Source organism: Methanothermococcus okinawensis IH1 (genome assembly GCF_000179575.2).
Lineage (GTDB): Archaea > AGJL01 > Methanococci > Methanococcales > Methanococcaceae > Methanofervidicoccus > Methanofervidicoccus okinawensis.
In genome coordinates, this window is sequence record NC_015636.1 from 1592126 (window position 1) to 1610219 (window position 18094).

An 18094-nucleotide genomic window follows, 5' to 3' on the forward strand; every position below is an offset into this window, starting at 1 on the left:
ATTGTAATAATACATATTTACATAATATTGCCCTCTATATCTCCATTAAATTATTATACTTTATTTATTCTACCACTTCATATCCGTATTTTTTAAATATCTCTTTTCCCTTGGTATTTACAAAATCATAAAATAATCTTGCATTTTTCTTATTTTTGGTTGTTTTCAATATTGCAATAGGCACCGTCTTAATTATATTGTATTTTGGATTTATTGGAATAATATTCACCTTATCTTTATCCTCTATTGCATCAGCCCTCCAAACCACTCCGGCATCAACTTGACCAAGCTCGACATAAATTAAGGTCTGTTTTACAGTGGCACCTTTAACAACGGTGTTATTTTTTATTCTTTTGGTTATGTCAGGATGGTCTTTCTCTGCCTTAGATAATATCTTATTAAATGTTCTTCCTATGCAATTATCTTCATCATTAAGAGCTAATTTTATTCCTGGTTTTCCCAAATCTTCAAGTGATGTAATATTTTTTGGATTTCCTTTTTTAACTACAATTACTGGAATATGTTTTGTTATATTGGCAACCTCTGTAATATAGCCCTTTTTATTCAATTCATTAACATAGAAATATGTACCAGGCATAAATATATCTCCTTTATTTGATGCAAGGACCTTAGAATAAAGTAGTCCGCCTCCAGCATAGTCATAATTAACTTTTATGTGGTATTTTTTTTCAAATTCCTTTCCAATTTCATCCATGGGTTGTTGCAGTCCTGCTCCAACATAGGCATGAATGGAAGCCTCATTGGTGCCATTATTTTCTTTTTCAGTGCATCCCGATAAAGTTAAACCTATTATTGTCAAACCCATTGCGACTATAATCCATATTTTTTTCATAACCTCACCATTATATTTTATTATTAAAGGAAGTATATTTCCGTTATAATATACAATATAAGGAAGTATTATTCTCGTTAAAAACTATTGATTTATAATATATAAAGTTTTTGGTAATAACTAATTTTGCAATTATATTATATTAATTATAATATAAAAAATTAACTATTATAAATTACATAATATTATTATAAATAAATATAAATATTTGAATTAATACCCATATAATAGGCAATATAAAATATATAAGAATATATAAATATATAAAAATATTTAAAATAAAATTATAAAATTATAAAATTAGATAATTAGAATAACAATTAGAACATAATAATAAAATCAGAATATATAAATATAATTAAACAACTCTTCCAGTTATGGACCTTCTACCATATCCTGTTATTTTAACATCCACAAAGCTTCTAAGTTTTAAATCTTTTCCTATTATTCCAACCAATATAGGATAGCTTCCAAACTGTCGCCCAAAATAAAGAGCATCTTTTTCTTTTATCTTATTGGATAATGAAGGATTTTTTGAATCTTTTTTCATAACTTCAACAAATACATCTTTTAATACAGTTCCCTTTGGAATTACCCTTTTTAACATTGCATTGTCGATTTCTTTTCTAATTTTTTCCTTAAAGCTCAAAAATAATTTTTTTCTTTTATTTGCTTTTTTGACGTCTTTTACACTTATATCTGTGCCGAAGAATGGAACAACCTGCCTTATATTTATCCTTCTTATCATATAACCCTCATCATATATTTGTTTTAAATAATTATAATTTATATTAAATGTTTCCTTTGTTTCTCCCTTTAATCCAAATAATAGGTTTATACCTGGAAGTAAGTGTGGAAGACCGCCTGAGCTCCTACTACCACCTATTTCATTTAATATTTTTACAGCCTTTAAAACATCCTCGGGAGTAGTTAATAGGTTATTCTTTTTAATAACATTCTCATCAAAACTTTCAACACCAAAAGCCGCAACATTTCCTCCTGTGCAGTATTTAACAAGTATTTTTGCAATTTCTCTACTTTCATTTTCATGCCTTGCTATCACCGCAGGATTTGCATTGTCTATATGCAATACCTCAGGTTTGATGTTGTTGCGTATGCCCTTAAACAATCTTTCAATAGCCTCAACATTTGGTTTTGGCACCTCATCTTTTTCGCCATCCTTGGCTTTGTAGGAAAAAATACAGGGCTGTCTTCCTATTCTATAATATCTTACGCCGTTTAAATACAATTCTTTAACCTCATCTACAATATCCTTTTCATCCCTATATACTGGACTCCCAAATCTTCTCGGTTCTGTGCAAAAGCTACATCCTCCGCTTATATGTCTTGAACAACCCCTGTATGTTTCAATTTCTGCAATGATATAAGGATAATTGGGATGCTGTTTTACAATTTTAGCCCCTCTAATTGCAAATTCCCTTATTTGACTGTAATATCTTAATTTCTCAGGATTTATTTTTTCAATGCTGAAATTATTTTCAATTAAATCGTACAAGGTTAATTCAAGGTCTCCACTTGCTACAATATCAAAGAAATATTTAAGGTTTTTTTCATCCTTTATTTTTCCACCTTCTCTCGATGAACCAAATTTTGTTGCAACAGGACCTCCCAATATCTTTAATCCTCTAAAATCATATAAAATTGATACAATTTCTTTTAATGTTGCAGGATTTGCATTTAAATATTTTCCAGGTGTATGAAATCCACAAATTGCAATAACTGCATCAAATTTATTAAAATCAAATCCTTTTTTAATCTCTTCCCTTAATTTATCGATAGTTATATAATGCACATCATAGTTATATTTGTAAAGAACGCCTGCTGTATATCTTGGATAGGTTCCTATATATGGTGGAACCCCAAGTCCAGCAGGTTCATCGGTATAACCATCGAGTATTAAAAATTTCATAATATCACCATTGTTTTGTTCAAAACGAACAAAGTGAGTTTTGAATTTTTCGACCAACCATCAAGTATAATAGTTTCATAGTATCACCATTAGTAAGAATATCTATAATTATCATAATAAAAATAACCATAATGTTCAAACTAACTATATAATATTATTAAAATAAAATAATAATCTTAAATTTTTATTATATACTAAAAAACACCTGTGATGAATAAATGTTTCTGATAAAATATGATGAACCGTATGAGCTCTGAGGTGTTTATTATTTTTTATTATTTTTAGTAAAATTTTTATTTTGATATTAATAATATAGTATGGTGAAAGTATGAGTATGATAATAGGTATATTAGGTATCCAAGGAGACATTGAGGAGCACGAAGAAATGGTTAAAAAAATAAACTGCACTCCAAAAAGAATTAGAACACCCGCTGATTTAGATGATATTGACGCCCTTATTATTCCAGGTGGAGAAAGCACCACCATGGGCAAACTTATGAAAAAATATGGTTTTATTGAAGCTTTGAAAAAATCTGATTTTCCAATATTGGGAACATGTGCGGGTATGGTATTACTCTCGAAAGGAACTGGAAGGGAACAACCACTTTTAGAGTTAATGGACATAACCATTAAAAGAAACGCCTATGGAAGCCAGAGAGAAAGTTTTGAGGAAGATATTGAATTGGATGGAGAAAAAGTCCATGCGGTATTTATCAGAGCTCCTATTGTAGATAAGATATTAAACGATAAAGTTAAAGTTATAGCAAAAGAGGGAGATAATATTGTTGGTGTAGTGGAAGGTAAATACATGGCAATAGCATTTCACCCGGAACTCTCTGATGATGGATATAAGGTTTATAAATATTTCCTAGATAATGTTGTTGGAAAATAAAACCTAAAAAATATATAAATTAATATTTATTTCTTCAATTCGGTGTATTTTTCAATATATTCATCTATAACCTCTTTATCTACCTTATCTTTTATATTTAATGATTCAAGAAGGTTTATAAGGTATTCCTTAACTGCTGGATACTCGGATTCTTCAATATAGTCCATAATCTTCTTAACGATTTTACTTAGAAGTTTTTTGTCTTCATGTATATACTGGCAGAGCCTTAGAATATCCACAGCTTTCTTAAATATTATCCATGGCTGGTCTTTATCGATATTCATGATAGTATCTAAAAATGCATATGCAACATCCTTATCACATTCAATAAATTTATTTTTTAATAGATATTCCAAAGCCTCAATAATTTCTGATTTAACATAGATGGATACATCACGCTGTAAGAATTTTTTTATGACTATCAATGTGGATTCATCCCCGGGATTATTTATTAAGTTATTTTTCAACCAGTTATCTTTTTTCAGTGCTATTTCTTCAAGCAATATCAATGCTTTTTCCGATAATAACTCATACCCTTCTAACGAGGCTAATTTTGATAATATATTATATAGATTGGTTAATAACAATTCATTCAATGGATTATCATTTTTGGAAATTTCTTCAATTAACAAATCCAAAGCCATTATCTTTAAAATTACCATATCTTCATAGTTAAGTATTTGGATAATGGTTTTTACAATATCGTTAATACTATTGCACCCCATACATTCAAAACTATTCTTTGTAGGAATATATATTATTTTACTGTAATACTCCCATTCTATATTTTTATTTATATTTATATTTTCAACTTCAAGATTAAACGGGTGTTCTTTTAGATATTCCATTAATTCTCTTTTTTCTTTAATTATGCTCCTACTTTCAGGTTCATTCATTTTTTCAAGTATGGATAATGAAAGATTGATATTTTCCTCTGCTACATATTCGTATATTACTAATTCTTTAACCCTATTTAACAATCTATTGCTTATTATAAATCCCTCATTAACAAAACTATATAATATTTTTAATTGAGTATTTCTTATTTTAAAGACAGGTTCTCTAATAATACGATATATTATATCCTCCATATCTTGTGGTAATATAGGATATTTTGATAAATAATCTTTAATAATTTTTTTAGCTGTTTCAGATTTGTCTTTCAATCCAATTATCTCTGGAAGGATAAATATAATTTCTTTATAGATATTATTTTCAAAGGCTTTTAAAATCATTTCAATGGAATTATAATCTCCTTTTTTAATATGACGATTTATACCAATTTTAGCAAGTAATATAATGGATTTCCTCGTTTCAGGAAATTTTAAATATTTTTTAATTAAATCAACCTGTTCTGTGATGGATTTACTATTGTAATCTAAAAATTCTATATATTCTGGGTATTTAATCAACAAATTATCCAATAATTTTTTGCTAATATTCCTTACAAATCTGTGTCTATCCGTTAAATATTTTGTCATAATCGCTGAAATAATATTTTTTTCAACTTCTTCTTTTTTAAGAATATTTGGAAAATTCTCTATCAATATATTATAAAATAACAAATATTCAATTCGATTTCCGAAATACCAATCATCAAATAAATATGTGGATTTAACAAATACATTATTTGGAATTTTATTATTTAACTCAACATTCATTCTCAATAGCCATAGTCCCATATTTCTTACTAAATATACATTATCATAAAGCATATCATTTATCAAATCAAATTTACGAGACCCATAACTAGGTCTTATATATATTAAATTACCCAAATATTTTCCAGCATAGTATCTATCCAACCAATTTTTTCTTTTCATGTTGATATACAACGATTTAATCAATTTTTGAAACTCTGATATATCCATATCTTCAAGTTCTTTAATAATTCCTATATCAAAATTAGGAGAACATGTTGCCGAGAAACATTCGTATCTTTTTAATTCATATGCTAAGTATAATCCATTGTAATAACACAAATGCCCCTCATTCATTATACTTTTTAAATCAATTTTATCAACAATTTCAAATACTTTACGCTTAATATATTCTGATTCTGTGTTTTTAAATAGATAATACAATATTTCAAGAGAAAATCCTTTTATAACATATTTATCATTAAAATTTTTTAAAATCCTATTAAAGAACATATCCAAATATTCATCCTTAATATGTAGTTTGTCAAACAATATTAATCTTTTAAATAAAAACATAGAAGATAGTTTAACCATCCAACTTGGATTATCAAATGATGCTATTATTTTATCCATTAATTGATTGCTTAATTCCTTATTTTCTTCCAATATTTGACATAAAACATCACTATGAATGTGTAATGTTGCCATTATCATGGATTTTATCAAATATTCTTCTTCGTCGTTCAGTGCATTTTTTATAACTTCTAACAGTTCTTCTTTTGAAACCATTTCTTTAAAATAGAGATTATATAACCATTTAAGAAATTTGTAGCGGTCTGACTTCTTAAAGTTAAAGTTATTGAAAGTATTATTACGATGCTTTAAATACACCATATAATATAGGTTAATTAGGTAGTTTTTATCCAATGTTTTAAATTCTTCGAGGATTTCAATGGCAAGCACTTGAAGTATTTTATATCCATATCCATTAGACACCAATACAATTTCAGGGAGGGTATTTGTTAAATGCTCTGGGGTGATTGTTGATATTAACCCCAAAGATACCATGGCATAAGTTACCTCATAGGGATTGGATGAATAAAGTTTTAAAGATAATGAATGTATATACCTTACAATAGTATTCACATTCAATGAGTTTATAATTTGTTTAGCAAATTCTGATGTTGTAGTATTTGGAGAATTAGCCCAAAAATACAGTAAAACAAATATATCTTCATTAATAATGTGATGGTCTAAAACAAGTTTCTTTATAGAGTTCATTAAATTTATTCTCGTAACCAAGTTATTATCCTGAGCTAATTTTATAATCTGTTCCTCTAACTTCTTAATTTCATTGGCATTATTAATATAACTTAATATCCTTGCAGCTTCAGATTTCTTTTTCCAATCCAATTCACAATATTCCTTAAATAATTTTGAAAGTTCTTCCTTTGATGCATCTCTGTCCATAATATCTCCTTATATATTTATATATATTTATATAATAATATGATGGTGAATTTACAACAATATATCATTACAATTATAATTCTTATTTAACATTATAATATCAAAATAATATATCAATAATTGTATTATTATATTTAAATTAAACTATAAAAAATGTAAGATTACAAATTTTTATTTTCAAATTCAAGAAGTTTTTCAATAACCTCCTCATTAAGTTCTACAATATTGGGTCCACCCATCTCCAACAATTTTTTTAAATAAATAATTAAATAGTCCTTTTTTTCTTCTTCTTCCATGATATCCATATAATCTGTAAATTTCTTGATAAGGTCATCTAAAAGTTTCTTATCCGTTTGTATATATTGACATGAAAAAATGATATCAACTGCATTTTTAAACACTGCCCATGGTTGATTATTATCTATATTTAATATAATATCTACAAAGGTGTATGCCATATCCTTATTGCAAACGATTAATTTATTTTTTGATGCATATCCTAAGAAATTCAAAATTTCTATTTTAACACGGGCAGATATGTTTTCAGTTAAGATATATAATATATTGTTTAAAGAATTTTGAGAACCCGCATAATCCTTGAAATAATCTATCAAACTATTTTTTAACCAATTATCACGCCTTAAAGATAATTCTTCTAATAACATTAATGCTTTTTTTGATATAAAATTATATCTTTTATTTACGTATAGTTTTAATAATATAGGCAATATTTCGTCATTATCCAATAATGCATTTAACAATTCTTCATTTTTAGAAATCTCTTCAGTTAATAAATCTATAATCTTTATCTTCAAAATTACTAAATCTTCAATATTGAGTAACGGTATAAGTGTTTTTACAGCATTATTTAGATTATCTTCTGTAAATATGTCAAGTATTCCAATTGTGGGGATATATGTTATTTTAATGCAGTATTCCTTCCAATCGGCTTTTTCTAACTCTAAATCTCTTATTGATGTTTTAAAATATAGCGAATTTTCCATATACTCCATTAATTCTTTTTTTTCCTTAATTATACGCCTACTTTCAAAATCATTTATTTCTTCAAGTATGGATGATGCAATATTTAGGTTTTTTTCACTAACGCATTCATATATTACTATTTCTTTGATTTTGTTTAATAGTTCATAGCTTATTATAATTCCTTCCCTAACAAATGCCAATAATCTTTTAAGTTTATAAGTTCTAATTGAGATTATTGAGTCGTTAATATTATGAAACAACTGTTTTTCTAAATTTTTTGGAAGTTTTGGATACTTATTTTTAAATGTATCCACTATCTTTTTAACTATATTGGATTTTTCTTTTATCTGTATGAGCTCATATAAGATATAACTTATTTCTTCATAGGTATTTTCGTCTCCATCAAATATTTTTTTTAAAGCTATTTCAATAGTGATATAATCTCTTTTTTTAATATAATATTTTAATCTTGTTTTAATAATTATAATTACAGCTTTTCTTAATTCGGGAACTTTCCAACATTTTTTAAGTAATTCAATTCTTTCAGGAATTGATAAATGATAATAATTTTTAAAAGATTCAAATTCTGGATAATTACAAGATAATCGTTTATTATTTAACAACATTATACATATATCCTTTACAAATTCATTTTTATCTGTTAGATATCTTGAAGTTATTGCTGAGATAAGTCTTTTTTTAAGACTTTGGTTTTCTAAAAGATGTGGAAAACTTTTTAATAATGTGTTGTAGAATAACATGTATTCAATCCTGCATTCATAATACCAGTCGTCCAATAACGATATTGATTTGATAATAACATCCATTGGTGGTTCAATACCTAACTCCGTAGTCAGTCTTAATATCCAAATCCCCATGCATCTTGTAATATAGTTATTATCATCCAATAATGTGTATATTATATCCAATATATTTGATGCATGGCCTGGTCTAGTGTATATCAAATTACCTAGGTATTTTCCAGCATAGTATCTATTTAACCATCCGCTAAGCCAGTATTTTTGTTTCACAGATGCATTAATAGACTTGATTACATCATGATATTCAGCAATACTCAGGGTGTTAAATTCACCTATCAGGGTTATATCAAAATTAGGAGAACATGTTGCCGAGAAACATTCGTATCTTTTTAATTCATATGCTAAGTATAATCCATTGTAATAACACAAATGCCCCTCATTCATTATACTTTTTAAATCAATTTTATCAACAATTTCAAATACTTTACGCTTAATATATTCTGATTCTGTGTTTTTAAATAGATAATACAATATTTCAAGAGAAAATCCTTTTATAACATATTTATCATTAAAATTTTTTAAAATCCTATTAAAGAACATATCCAAATATTCATCCTTAATATGTAGTTTGTCAAACAATATTAATCTTTTAAATAAAAACATAGAAGATAGTTTAACCATCCAACTTGGATTATCAAATGATGCTATTATTTTATCCATTAATTGATTGCTTAATTCCTTATTTTCTTCCAATATTTGACATAAAACATCACTATGAATGTGTAATGTTGCCATTATCATGGATTTTATAAATACATCGTCATCAATATTTAACATTGTTATCAAATTTACAATAGAATTATTGGATATCCGATTATTGGTATTAACACAATTTAACATAGTCATTAAATTTAAAATGTCTTTTTTACTTATATTTTTCTTAAAATATATATACAACACATATTCAAGTAAATCACTTTTTTTATTTATATGCGTGATATCAAAATCGTCATATTTAACCTGATTATTATTATATAAATCATAAATCGAAAAAATGACTTTATTAAAAAGATATTTATCCAATGTTTTAAATTCTTCGAGGATTTCAATGGCAAGCACTTGAAGTATTTTATATCCATATCCATTAGACACCAATACAATTTCAGGGAGGGTATTTGTTAAATGCTCTGGGGTGATTGTTGATATTAACCCCAAAGATACCATGGCATAAGTTACCTCATAGGGATTGGATGAATAAAGTTTTAAAGATAATGAATGTATATACCTTACAATAGTATTCACATTCAATGAGTTTATAATTTGTTTAGCAAATTCTGATGTTGTAGTATTTGGAGAATTAGCCCAAAAATACAGTAAAACAAATATATCTTCATTAATAATGTGATGGTCTAAAACAAGTTTCTTTATAGAGTTCATTAAATTTATTCTCGTAACCAAGTTATTATCCTGAGCTAATTTTATAATCTGTTCCTCTAACTTCTTAATTTCATTGGCATTATTAATATAACTTAATATCCTTGCAGCTTCAGATTTCTTTTTCCAATCCAATTCACAATATTCCTTAAATAATTTTGAAAGTTCTTCCTGCATCATCTTTTCATACATAAAAGTCCCCTATTATTTTTTAAAAGATTAAATAAATATATATGTATGTGTAAAATAATAGATGTATATAATATCTTAATTCGATGTCGATATATGTTATTATTCATTATAGTATAGTTTTTATACATCTTAAACTTTTTTTTGCAGGTATATATGTAGGTAATTGGTGATAATTTGACTAAAATAATAGCAATAAGTGGAAAAGGCGGCACTGGCAAAACTATGTTTTCTACATTACTTGTAAAGGCATTATCAAAAAAGACCCATAACATGCTTGTTGTTGATGCTGACCCTGATTCGAACCTGCCTGAGACACTTGGAGTTGAAGTAGAACTAACTATTGGAGACATTAGGGAAGAATTGAAACAGTTAGTAGCGGATGATAAATTACCTGCGGGCATTTCAAAACAGGATTATTTACTGGGAAAAATATATGAGATTATAGTAGAAACAGAGAATTTTGACTTGCTTGTTATGGGAAGACCAGAAGGAAGCGGATGTTATTGTAGTGTAAATAACTGGTTAAGGCAAATTATAGATAATCTTGCAAAATCTTACGATTATGTAATTATAGATACAGAGGCAGGATTGGAGCATTTGAGCAGAAGAACAACTCAAAATGTAGATACAATGATAGTGGTTAGTGATGCTTCTAAGAGAGGATTGGGGACTGCCAAAAGAATAAAAAAACTTGCTAATGAACTTGAAATAAAATTTAAAGAGATATATGTTGTTGCAAATAAAGTAAATGATGAAAACAAAGATATGGTGGAAAAAAACGCCAAAGAATTGGGATTAAATTTGATAGGAAAACTTCCTTATAATGAAGAAATATCAAAATACGATTTAATAGGCAAACCTTTGTTTGATATAGATGAAAATAATGAAGTTTATAAAAAGGTCGAAGAAATTGCTAAATCGCTATGATATTATTATATATATGAATAAAACAAAATTTTATATATTAAGGCATATATAATATTAAAATCATTAACTATGGTGATACAGTGGTATCTGAAAATATAAAAAAAACCATTGAAGAAGTTAGAGCTCAGGCTCAAAAAGAAGGAAGATATATTGAATTAGTATCCACAGTGGAGTATTTGATAAACCTTATAGAACCAGGTAAAAAAGAAATATTCCAAAAGGCTTTGGAAGATGCGGAAGATATGGATGATGTGAATGAAATATTGGATGCATTGAAATTACAAATCGGAGCTCAGGGGGCTAAAAAATTATTAAAATTATAAAAATAAATTATAATGAATAAAAATTAATTAAATAAAAATCGTAAATATATAAATTATAAAATTAGTAAAATTAAAATCAATACTTCTTTTTTAACATTTTAATATTTTAATGTTTTTTATTATTCTAAATATTTAGTTATTTAAGGATATTAATATAATTCCAACAATTATTAATACTATCCCAAATATTTGGAAATGGGATAAATGCTCTTTTAGAAAAACCACTGCCAATATTGTAGTAATTGCTGGACCTATTGATGATAGTGGCACAACTATACTTGCTCTTCCTTTATGAAGGGCGTAATATAATAGAAGTGAGCCTACCACAACCATTACAGCAGAAATTACACCATATAAAAGTATTTTTCCGTGAAGTTGGTATATTTTTTGAGGGTCTTTTAAAATTATAACTACACACAATACTATACCAACGATATTTACTATTATCCACTGCAAAAATGGGTCTTTTTCAGATACTATCTTTGCAAAAAATGTGCCGACACCATATAAAAATGCTACAATAAGTCCAGCTATGATTTCGTTGATATTTACCACCATTTATTATACATTAAATAAATTAAATAAATTAAAATTAATATAATGATAAAATAAAAATAAAATAGTAAATTATATACTTTAAAATATTATGTTTTATTTTTTAGTTTAAGTATCTATGTATTTAAGCATATAATTATTTAATTATTTATGAATTATAAGTCAATAATCTTAGCATCCTTAATATTCTCAAGTTTTTTTAGTTTTTCTATAACTTCATCTGGAATCATATGGTCCACATTAAGAACCATTATACTTTCTCCACCAGGTTCTTTTCTTCCAACCTGCATTCCTGCAATATTTACCCCATAATCCCCAAGTAATAAACCAACTTTACCAACCATGCCTGGTCTATCTATATGCTTAATTACACATATAATTCCCTCTGGTTTTATATCCACTTTATATCCGTTTATCTCTCGAAGAACGGGGTTTCCATCTACCAATGACCCAACTATTGAAATTTCTTCTGTTTTTCCTTTTGCCACAATTTTTATGGCATTTCCATATTCACTTTCTGATATAGTCCCTTCCACAATTTTTATATTTCTATTTTTTGCTATTGTAGGTGCATTTATTAAATTAACTCCTGCAAGTAATATGGGTGATAAAATTCCCATTAAAAATGACCTTTTTACCATCTCTGTATCTTCTTTTGCGAGCTCACCCATGTATGTTAATTCTACTTTTTCTATCGATTTATCCAATAATTGAATTATCATATTTCCTATTTTCTCCGACAGTGCCATATATGGTTTTAATTTGCTCATTTTCTCCATAGGTAGCATAGGGAGATTTACAACATTTTCAGCAGGTTCTCCATTCAATATCTTTACAACCTGTTCTGCCACTATTGTTCCTGCACTTTTCTGAGCTTCTACTGTTGATGCCCCTTGATGCGGTGTTCCTATTACATTGTTTAGTGTTAATAATGGGTTATTTTTTGGTGGTTCCTGTTCAAATACATCAAGTGCGGCACTTCTTATTTTTTTATCTTTTAATGCTTCATAAAGCGCATTCTCATCAATTAATCCTCCTCTTGCACAATTTACAATTATGGCGTTCTTTTTCATTAATGAAATCTGTTCTTTACCAATGATATGTTTGGTTTTTGGTGTTAATGGGACATGCAATGTAATAAAATCACTTACTTTACATAATTCATTTACATCCATTAATTTTATACCCATATTTTTTGCAACCTCCACTGGAATGTATGGGTCATAACCTACAATATTCATTCCAAAAGCCTTAGCTCTTTTTGCCACCTGCTGTCCAATTCTTCCCAATCCAATAATACCAAGGGTTTTACTGTAGAGCTCTACACCCTTGAATGATTTTCTATCCCATTCTCCTCTTTTTAATGAGGCCGTAGCTTGGGGAATATTTCTTGCAGCTGAGAGCATGAATCCTATTGTTAGCTCGGCTACTGATACCGATGAGGCATCTGGTGAATTAACCACAATAATTCCTTTTTCAGTTGCTGCCTGTAAATCAACATTATCTACTCCGACACCTGCCCTTGCAATAACCTTTAATTTTTTAGCTACATCAATTATTTCTTTTGTAAGTTTTGTTCCACTTCTAATAACTATGGCATCGGCATCTTTTATCTTTTCTTTTAACTCCTCTGGCGTTAAACCCGTAGCTATCTCTACATCACCAACATTTTTTAATATTTCAACTGCATCTTCATGAATAGCATCAGTTATTAGTATCTTTGGCATGAAATCACTCTCTTTTTAATTTTATTTGCCTCTTTTATTAATATTATCTTTAACATACTCAATATATAAAATATTCATAACTATAAAATTCTTTTTTTATAAAAATTCTTTTATGTATATTGTGTTATATATTCATTATATTCATTATTTTCTATCATTATTTCTATTATTAAATTTCATACAGTATTTAGTATTTGGATTATTTAAATATTAATCTAAAATAAAATAAAAGATTAATATTAAATATATTAAGGATAATTTAGATATGGATATAACATTTATAATTTGGACATGACATTTAATGTAATTATCATTCTTATTTATGATAAATCTGATAACATGAATAATATATTTTTATAATATATAATTTAAAATATAATTTAAAATTAAAATTATTAACATTATAATGGTGAGAAATTGTATGGAATTTTAGTTTTAGAAGATGGAACAGTTTTAAAAGGAAAAGGATTCGGTGCTGAAAAGGAAGTTTTAGGGGAACTGGTATTTAACACAAGCATGACTGGTTATGTGGAAATACTCACAGATCCATCATATAAAGGACAGATTATTACAATGACTTATCCATTGGAAGGGAATTATGGTGTAAAAGAATTATGGTTTGAATCGGATGGTGTAAAGGCAGAGGGATTTATTATAAAAGATTTAACTGGAAATGAATTAGATGAGCTCCTAAAAAAATATAATATTCCAGGATTGTATAATATAGATACAAGATTTATTACAAAAAGAATAAGGTCTAAGGGTGTTGTAAGAGCTCTGCTAAAAACCTCATCAAAACCTATTGATGATTCAGAAATTGAAAAGTATATTGAAAAGGCTAAAAACCATAAGGATTTGTCCGAAATTGATTTGGTGTCTGAGGTATCAATAAAAGAACCTGTAATCCATAAGGCAAAAAATGAAATAGCTAAATGTGTTTTAATAGACTGCGGTGTCAAAAAAAGTATAATAAATTGTTTATTGGAAAGGAACTGCACAGTAATTAGTGTGCCTTATAATACCTCAGCAGAAAAGATATTATCATATAATCCAGACTTTGTATTGGTATCAAATGGTCCGGGTGACCCGAGCTCTGTTAAAGAAACAATATCCACTGTAAAGTCCTTAATAGGAAAAGTGCCTGTTACAGGTATATGTTTAGGTCATCAAATCATTACATTAGCACTCGGTGGTGAAACCTATAAAATGAAATTTGGACATAGGGGCGGAAACCAGCCAGTGAAGAATTTAGATAACGATAAAGTATATATTACATCTCAAAATCATGGATATGCTACAAAGAGAGAATCTATGCCGAAAGATGCAGAAATATTTAATATTAATCTAAACGACAACACGGTTGAAGGTTTAAAAATAAAAGATAAAAATATACTGTGTGTTCAATACCATCCAGAAGCTGGACCAGGTCCCCACGATGCAAGGTTTTTATTTGATGAGATGATTAAATTAGGGTTAGAAAAATAAATTTATTATTTTATTTATTTTATTATTCGTAATACATACCAATATTACTTTTTTCAGTTTCACCAAAACCTTTTCCAATGCCGTATCCTAAGTCATAAACCATATTGGACATCATGCTAAAAATTCCAGCAGGTTTTGATGGTGTGTATTCCTCAGTTTTGGGATTGCTTATATTTGCAATCTTTGCCGTTATATTTATAGCATCCTCTTCTGTTCCTACGGCATCAACAAGTCCAACTTTTTTGGCGTCACTACCCGAATATATTCTACCATTGGCAGCCTTTAATGTTTCATTTATTGTCATATGTCTGTTTTCTGCAACCCATTTAACAAAATCCATATAGGTTTCATTTATCATCTTTTCCAAACAGGCCTTTTCCTCAGGCGTCATAGGTCTGTATGGCGAACCAATATCTTTATACTTTCCAGCCTTTATAACTGTTGCATTTATACCAAGTTTTTTCATAAGCCCGTAATAATGGATTACATCCATTCTAACCCCAATACTACCCACAATAGAGTGTTTTTCAGCCACAATATAATTTGCAGGTGCAATAGTCATATAAGCCCCAGATGCCCCAAGCGTTTCAATATAAGCCACAACAGGTTTCTTCTTAGAAACCTCTTTAACCTTTCTTGCAAGTTTTTCGCTTGCTATAACCTCCCCACCAGGACAATTTACCTTTAAAAGTATTGCTTTGATATTTGGGTTATTTTCTGCATCATTTAGAGCTCCTATGTAATCATTAACATCAGGGTTATTATTACCAAATAATCCAGATGAACCCGAATTTTTTAAAACAAGCTCATTATCAATATTTATTACGGCAATATTTCCTTCGGATTTAAAATTTAATATATTATCGGAGCTCGGCACTAAAAGCAAACCTATTGCTATAACCACCATAATCATTAAAATAAATAAAATGCCTACTATGAGATATATCTTTTTCATAACATCACACTATCTATTACATAATAGTACATACTTCATATTATTATACTCACGTCAAATTTTAATAAATTAATATATAAATATAATATAAATTTATAATATTCTGTATGTTCCTGTTTTAGGCTCGTATATTTCTCCATCATCAATTAACTCTCTTAATATATCATCGAGTTCTTTTTCATCAATATTTAATTTCTCAACCAATTCTTCATAGGTTATTTCATCATTTTCATTTATAATATTTAGTATTTTATCCTTTGGGGATTCTTCTTCGCTGTAAATATCTTCCAATACCTCATCAGCCATGGGATTATCACTTTTTTCACCACCTTCATACTGTGATGCAGATTCTTCATCCTCCATATATTTTCTTGTTTTTTCTATTTCAAGAGCTCGCAATTTTTTCCATTTTTCTTTATTATCATTTCTCTTTTTATACACTTCCAATGCAACATATTTTGAACCGTCATATTCTCCTACTCTACCTATAACATCTAAAAAATCCCCCTCTTCAATATCTTCTGCTTTTTTTTCAAAATCTTTAATAACCACGCCATCCAATTCAAAGGATATGATGGTTGAAATTGCTATATTTTTTACTTTCCCCAATAATCTAACCCTATGTATTCTTTTACCATCTATTATTAGTGCCTTTTCATTAACCTCATTATTTAAAAATTCCTCAGGATATATCTTATATGCTGTCCATCTTGCCATTGTTTTCACCATAATTATTTAATTATTTAAATTAATTAATTGTTAATATTTTAATATAATTTGTTATAATCAGTTTTATATTATTTTAATTACATATTATTACATATTATTTATACACCATAATTTACATTATTTTAATTATTATTTAATATATTTACCTTTAATTATCTCATTACCTATTTGATATTATATCCTTTAATAATATGTCTTATCCTTTTGCCAGTTTTTATTTCATAAGTTTTTAACATAAGTCCTGAATCTTTTATTTTATCCATTACGGCTTTTCTTCTTTCCATAGGTTTATGTGGGAACATCAATGCAATCAATCCGCCTTTATTTAGATGATTTACTCCTTCTTCAATGATTTTTAAAGAAAATTCTTCACCATATTTTCCACCACCTATGAGCTCTATATCTGTGGCATGAGCTCCGCCAAAACTTCGTTTTGATGGAACAGAATTGGAGTCATAAAATGGGGGATAGGATATTATTAAATCAAATTTTTTATGGGTGAGGTTAGTTATACCTTTGATTATTTTATTATTTGAATTAATTACCATTATATAATTGTTTAGATTATTTTTTAAGGTATTTTCATTGGCTATATTTATATATTCCTTTACTGTCTCTGTTGCATAAATATTACAGTGATAGTATTTTGCCATTATGATGGAGATTATAGCAGAGCCTGTTCCAATTTCCAAAACTGTTTTTATTGGGTGATGGTTATTATTGTCGTATTTGATATTTTTAACATTTTCTTTAACTATATCATTATTTGCGTTAAGTATATCCTTATTATAGTTTTCAAATACATTCTTAACAAATAAGTATCGATTTATCGGTGTAGGAATAAGTGCATCTTTATGAAATTCCATGTTTAAGCCAAATAGATATTTTAAAATTGTTTTATTGTATAAATACAGTGCTTCTTTATTTTTAAAATTTAGTTTAGCTTTTCCATTTTTATAAAAAACATATTTTTGTAATTCTCTGTTTAACTTCACTGCATCTTCTATTTTTAATCCTAATTCCACAATTTCACCTTAATGATGTAATAAGTATAATTAAAAATAAAAAATAAATAAAATTAAAATAAATAAAATTAAAATAAATAAAGTAAATTAAAAAGTAAATTAAAGTAATATAATATAACTATTAAAATAATAGTAGATTAAAAAATATAAATAAAACGATAAAAAATAAAATAATAGTTGTAGTTAATAATTAATAATAAAATAAAATAATT

The 18094-nt window shown here is 27.3% G+C and carries 13 protein-coding genes; 4 read left to right on the forward strand and 9 right to left on the reverse strand.

All coding sequences use genetic code 11. The features are described from left to right. Positions 1-64: 64 nt before the first annotated feature. Both modA and METOK_RS07910 read right to left on the reverse strand, forming a co-directional pair. Positions 65-853 carry a molybdate ABC transporter substrate-binding protein gene (gene modA / locus METOK_RS07905; protein ID WP_013867695.1) on the reverse strand — a complete coding sequence of 263 codons (789 nt, stop codon included), beginning with the start codon at positions 851-853 and terminating at the stop codon, positions 65-67. A gap of 358 nt (positions 854-1211) precedes the next feature. Continuing rightward, on the reverse strand, positions 1212-2783 hold the full coding sequence (locus METOK_RS07910; RefSeq protein WP_013867696.1) for a radical SAM protein: 1572 nt from the start codon (positions 2781-2783) through the stop codon (positions 1212-1214). Between the two features lie 334 nt (positions 2784-3117). Between METOK_RS07910 and pdxT the strand changes: the two genes are divergently transcribed. After that, the gene (gene pdxT / locus METOK_RS07915; RefSeq protein ID WP_048058110.1) at positions 3118-3675 is read left to right on the forward strand and encodes a pyridoxal 5'-phosphate synthase glutaminase subunit PdxT; all 558 of its coding nucleotides are present in this window, start codon (positions 3118-3120) and stop codon (positions 3673-3675) included. 26 nt (positions 3676-3701) lie between these two features. Here the strand turns inward: pdxT and METOK_RS07920 are convergent, their stop codons facing one another. Together METOK_RS07920 and METOK_RS07925 are read right to left on the reverse strand one after the other, a co-directional pair. Continuing rightward, entirely contained in the window at positions 3702-6785 is a 3084-nt protein-coding gene (locus METOK_RS07920; RefSeq protein ID WP_013867698.1) for a hypothetical protein, read from the reverse strand. Between the two features lie 161 nt (positions 6786-6946). Beyond that, positions 6947-10156: a hypothetical protein gene (locus METOK_RS07925; protein WP_013867699.1), complete on the reverse strand. Its 3210-nt coding sequence runs from the start codon at positions 10154-10156 to the stop codon at positions 6947-6949. A 174-nt stretch (positions 10157-10330) separates the two neighbouring features. Here METOK_RS07925 and METOK_RS07930 point away from each other — a divergent pair, with 174 nt between their 5' ends. Both METOK_RS07930 and METOK_RS07935 read left to right on the forward strand, forming a co-directional pair. Beyond that, complete coding sequence (locus tag METOK_RS07930; protein WP_013867700.1) at positions 10331-11083, forward strand: ATP-binding protein; 753 nt, start codon at positions 10331-10333, stop codon at positions 11081-11083. Positions 11084-11163: 80 nt separating this feature from the next. Next, a complete protein-coding gene (locus METOK_RS07935) occupies positions 11164-11406 on the forward strand; it encodes a hypothetical protein (protein WP_013867701.1) in 243 nt (80 codons plus the stop codon). Between the two features lie 132 nt (positions 11407-11538). Here the strand turns inward: METOK_RS07935 and METOK_RS07940 are convergent, their stop codons facing one another. After that, positions 11539-11964, reverse strand: a complete 426-nt coding sequence (locus METOK_RS07940) for an EamA family transporter (protein ID WP_013867702.1) — start codon at positions 11962-11964, stop codon at positions 11539-11541. A gap of 152 nt (positions 11965-12116) precedes the next feature. Continuing rightward, positions 12117-13688: a phosphoglycerate dehydrogenase gene (gene serA, locus METOK_RS07945; protein WP_013867703.1), complete on the reverse strand. Its 1572-nt coding sequence runs from the start codon at positions 13686-13688 to the stop codon at positions 12117-12119. A 417-nt stretch (positions 13689-14105) separates the two neighbouring features. Here serA and carA point away from each other — a divergent pair, with 417 nt between their 5' ends. Continuing rightward, positions 14106-15173 carry a glutamine-hydrolyzing carbamoyl-phosphate synthase small subunit gene (gene carA, locus METOK_RS07950; protein ID WP_013867704.1) on the forward strand — a complete coding sequence of 356 codons (1068 nt, stop codon included), beginning with the start codon at positions 14106-14108 and terminating at the stop codon, positions 15171-15173. A gap of 22 nt (positions 15174-15195) precedes the next feature. On the opposite strand, the gene sppA is transcribed toward carA, so the two are convergent. The 3 genes from sppA to METOK_RS07965 all read right to left on the reverse strand — a co-directional run bounded on the left by sppA (position 15196) and on the right by METOK_RS07965 (position 17882). Continuing rightward, positions 15196-16128: a signal peptide peptidase SppA gene (gene sppA, locus METOK_RS07955; protein ID WP_013867705.1), complete on the reverse strand. Its 933-nt coding sequence runs from the start codon at positions 16126-16128 to the stop codon at positions 15196-15198. Positions 16129-16221: 93 nt separating this feature from the next. Then, positions 16222-16845, reverse strand: a complete 624-nt coding sequence (locus METOK_RS07960) for a winged helix-turn-helix transcriptional regulator (RefSeq protein ID WP_157198889.1) — start codon at positions 16843-16845, stop codon at positions 16222-16224. A gap of 176 nt (positions 16846-17021) precedes the next feature. Then, a complete protein-coding gene (locus METOK_RS07965) occupies positions 17022-17882 on the reverse strand; it encodes an RlmF-related methyltransferase (protein WP_013867707.1) in 861 nt (286 codons plus the stop codon). Between the last annotated feature and the right edge of the window lie 212 nt (positions 17883-18094).

Coding starts and splice junctions, on each gene's coding strand:
- modA (WP_013867695.1), bottom strand. CDS start 853: ATGAAAAAAATATGGATTATAGTCGCAATGGGTTTGACAATAATAGGT.
- METOK_RS07910 (WP_013867696.1), bottom strand. CDS start 2,783: ATGAAATTTTTAATACTCGATGGTTATACCGATGAACCTGCTGGACTT.
- pdxT (WP_048058110.1), top strand. CDS start 3,118: ATGATAATAGGTATATTAGGTATCCAAGGAGACATTGAGGAGCACGAA.
- METOK_RS07920 (WP_013867698.1), bottom strand. CDS start 6,785: ATGGACAGAGATGCATCAAAGGAAGAACTTTCAAAATTATTTAAGGAA.
- METOK_RS07925 (WP_013867699.1), bottom strand. CDS start 10,156: ATGTATGAAAAGATGATGCAGGAAGAACTTTCAAAATTATTTAAGGAA.
- METOK_RS07940 (WP_013867702.1), bottom strand. CDS start 11,964: ATGGTGGTAAATATCAACGAAATCATAGCTGGACTTATTGTAGCATTT.
- serA (WP_013867703.1), bottom strand. CDS start 13,688: ATGCCAAAGATACTAATAACTGATGCTATTCATGAAGATGCAGTTGAA.
- sppA (WP_013867705.1), bottom strand. CDS start 16,128: ATGAAAAAGATATATCTCATAGTAGGCATTTTATTTATTTTAATGATT.
- METOK_RS07960 (WP_157198889.1), bottom strand. CDS start 16,845: ATGGCAAGATGGACAGCATATAAGATATATCCTGAGGAATTTTTAAAT.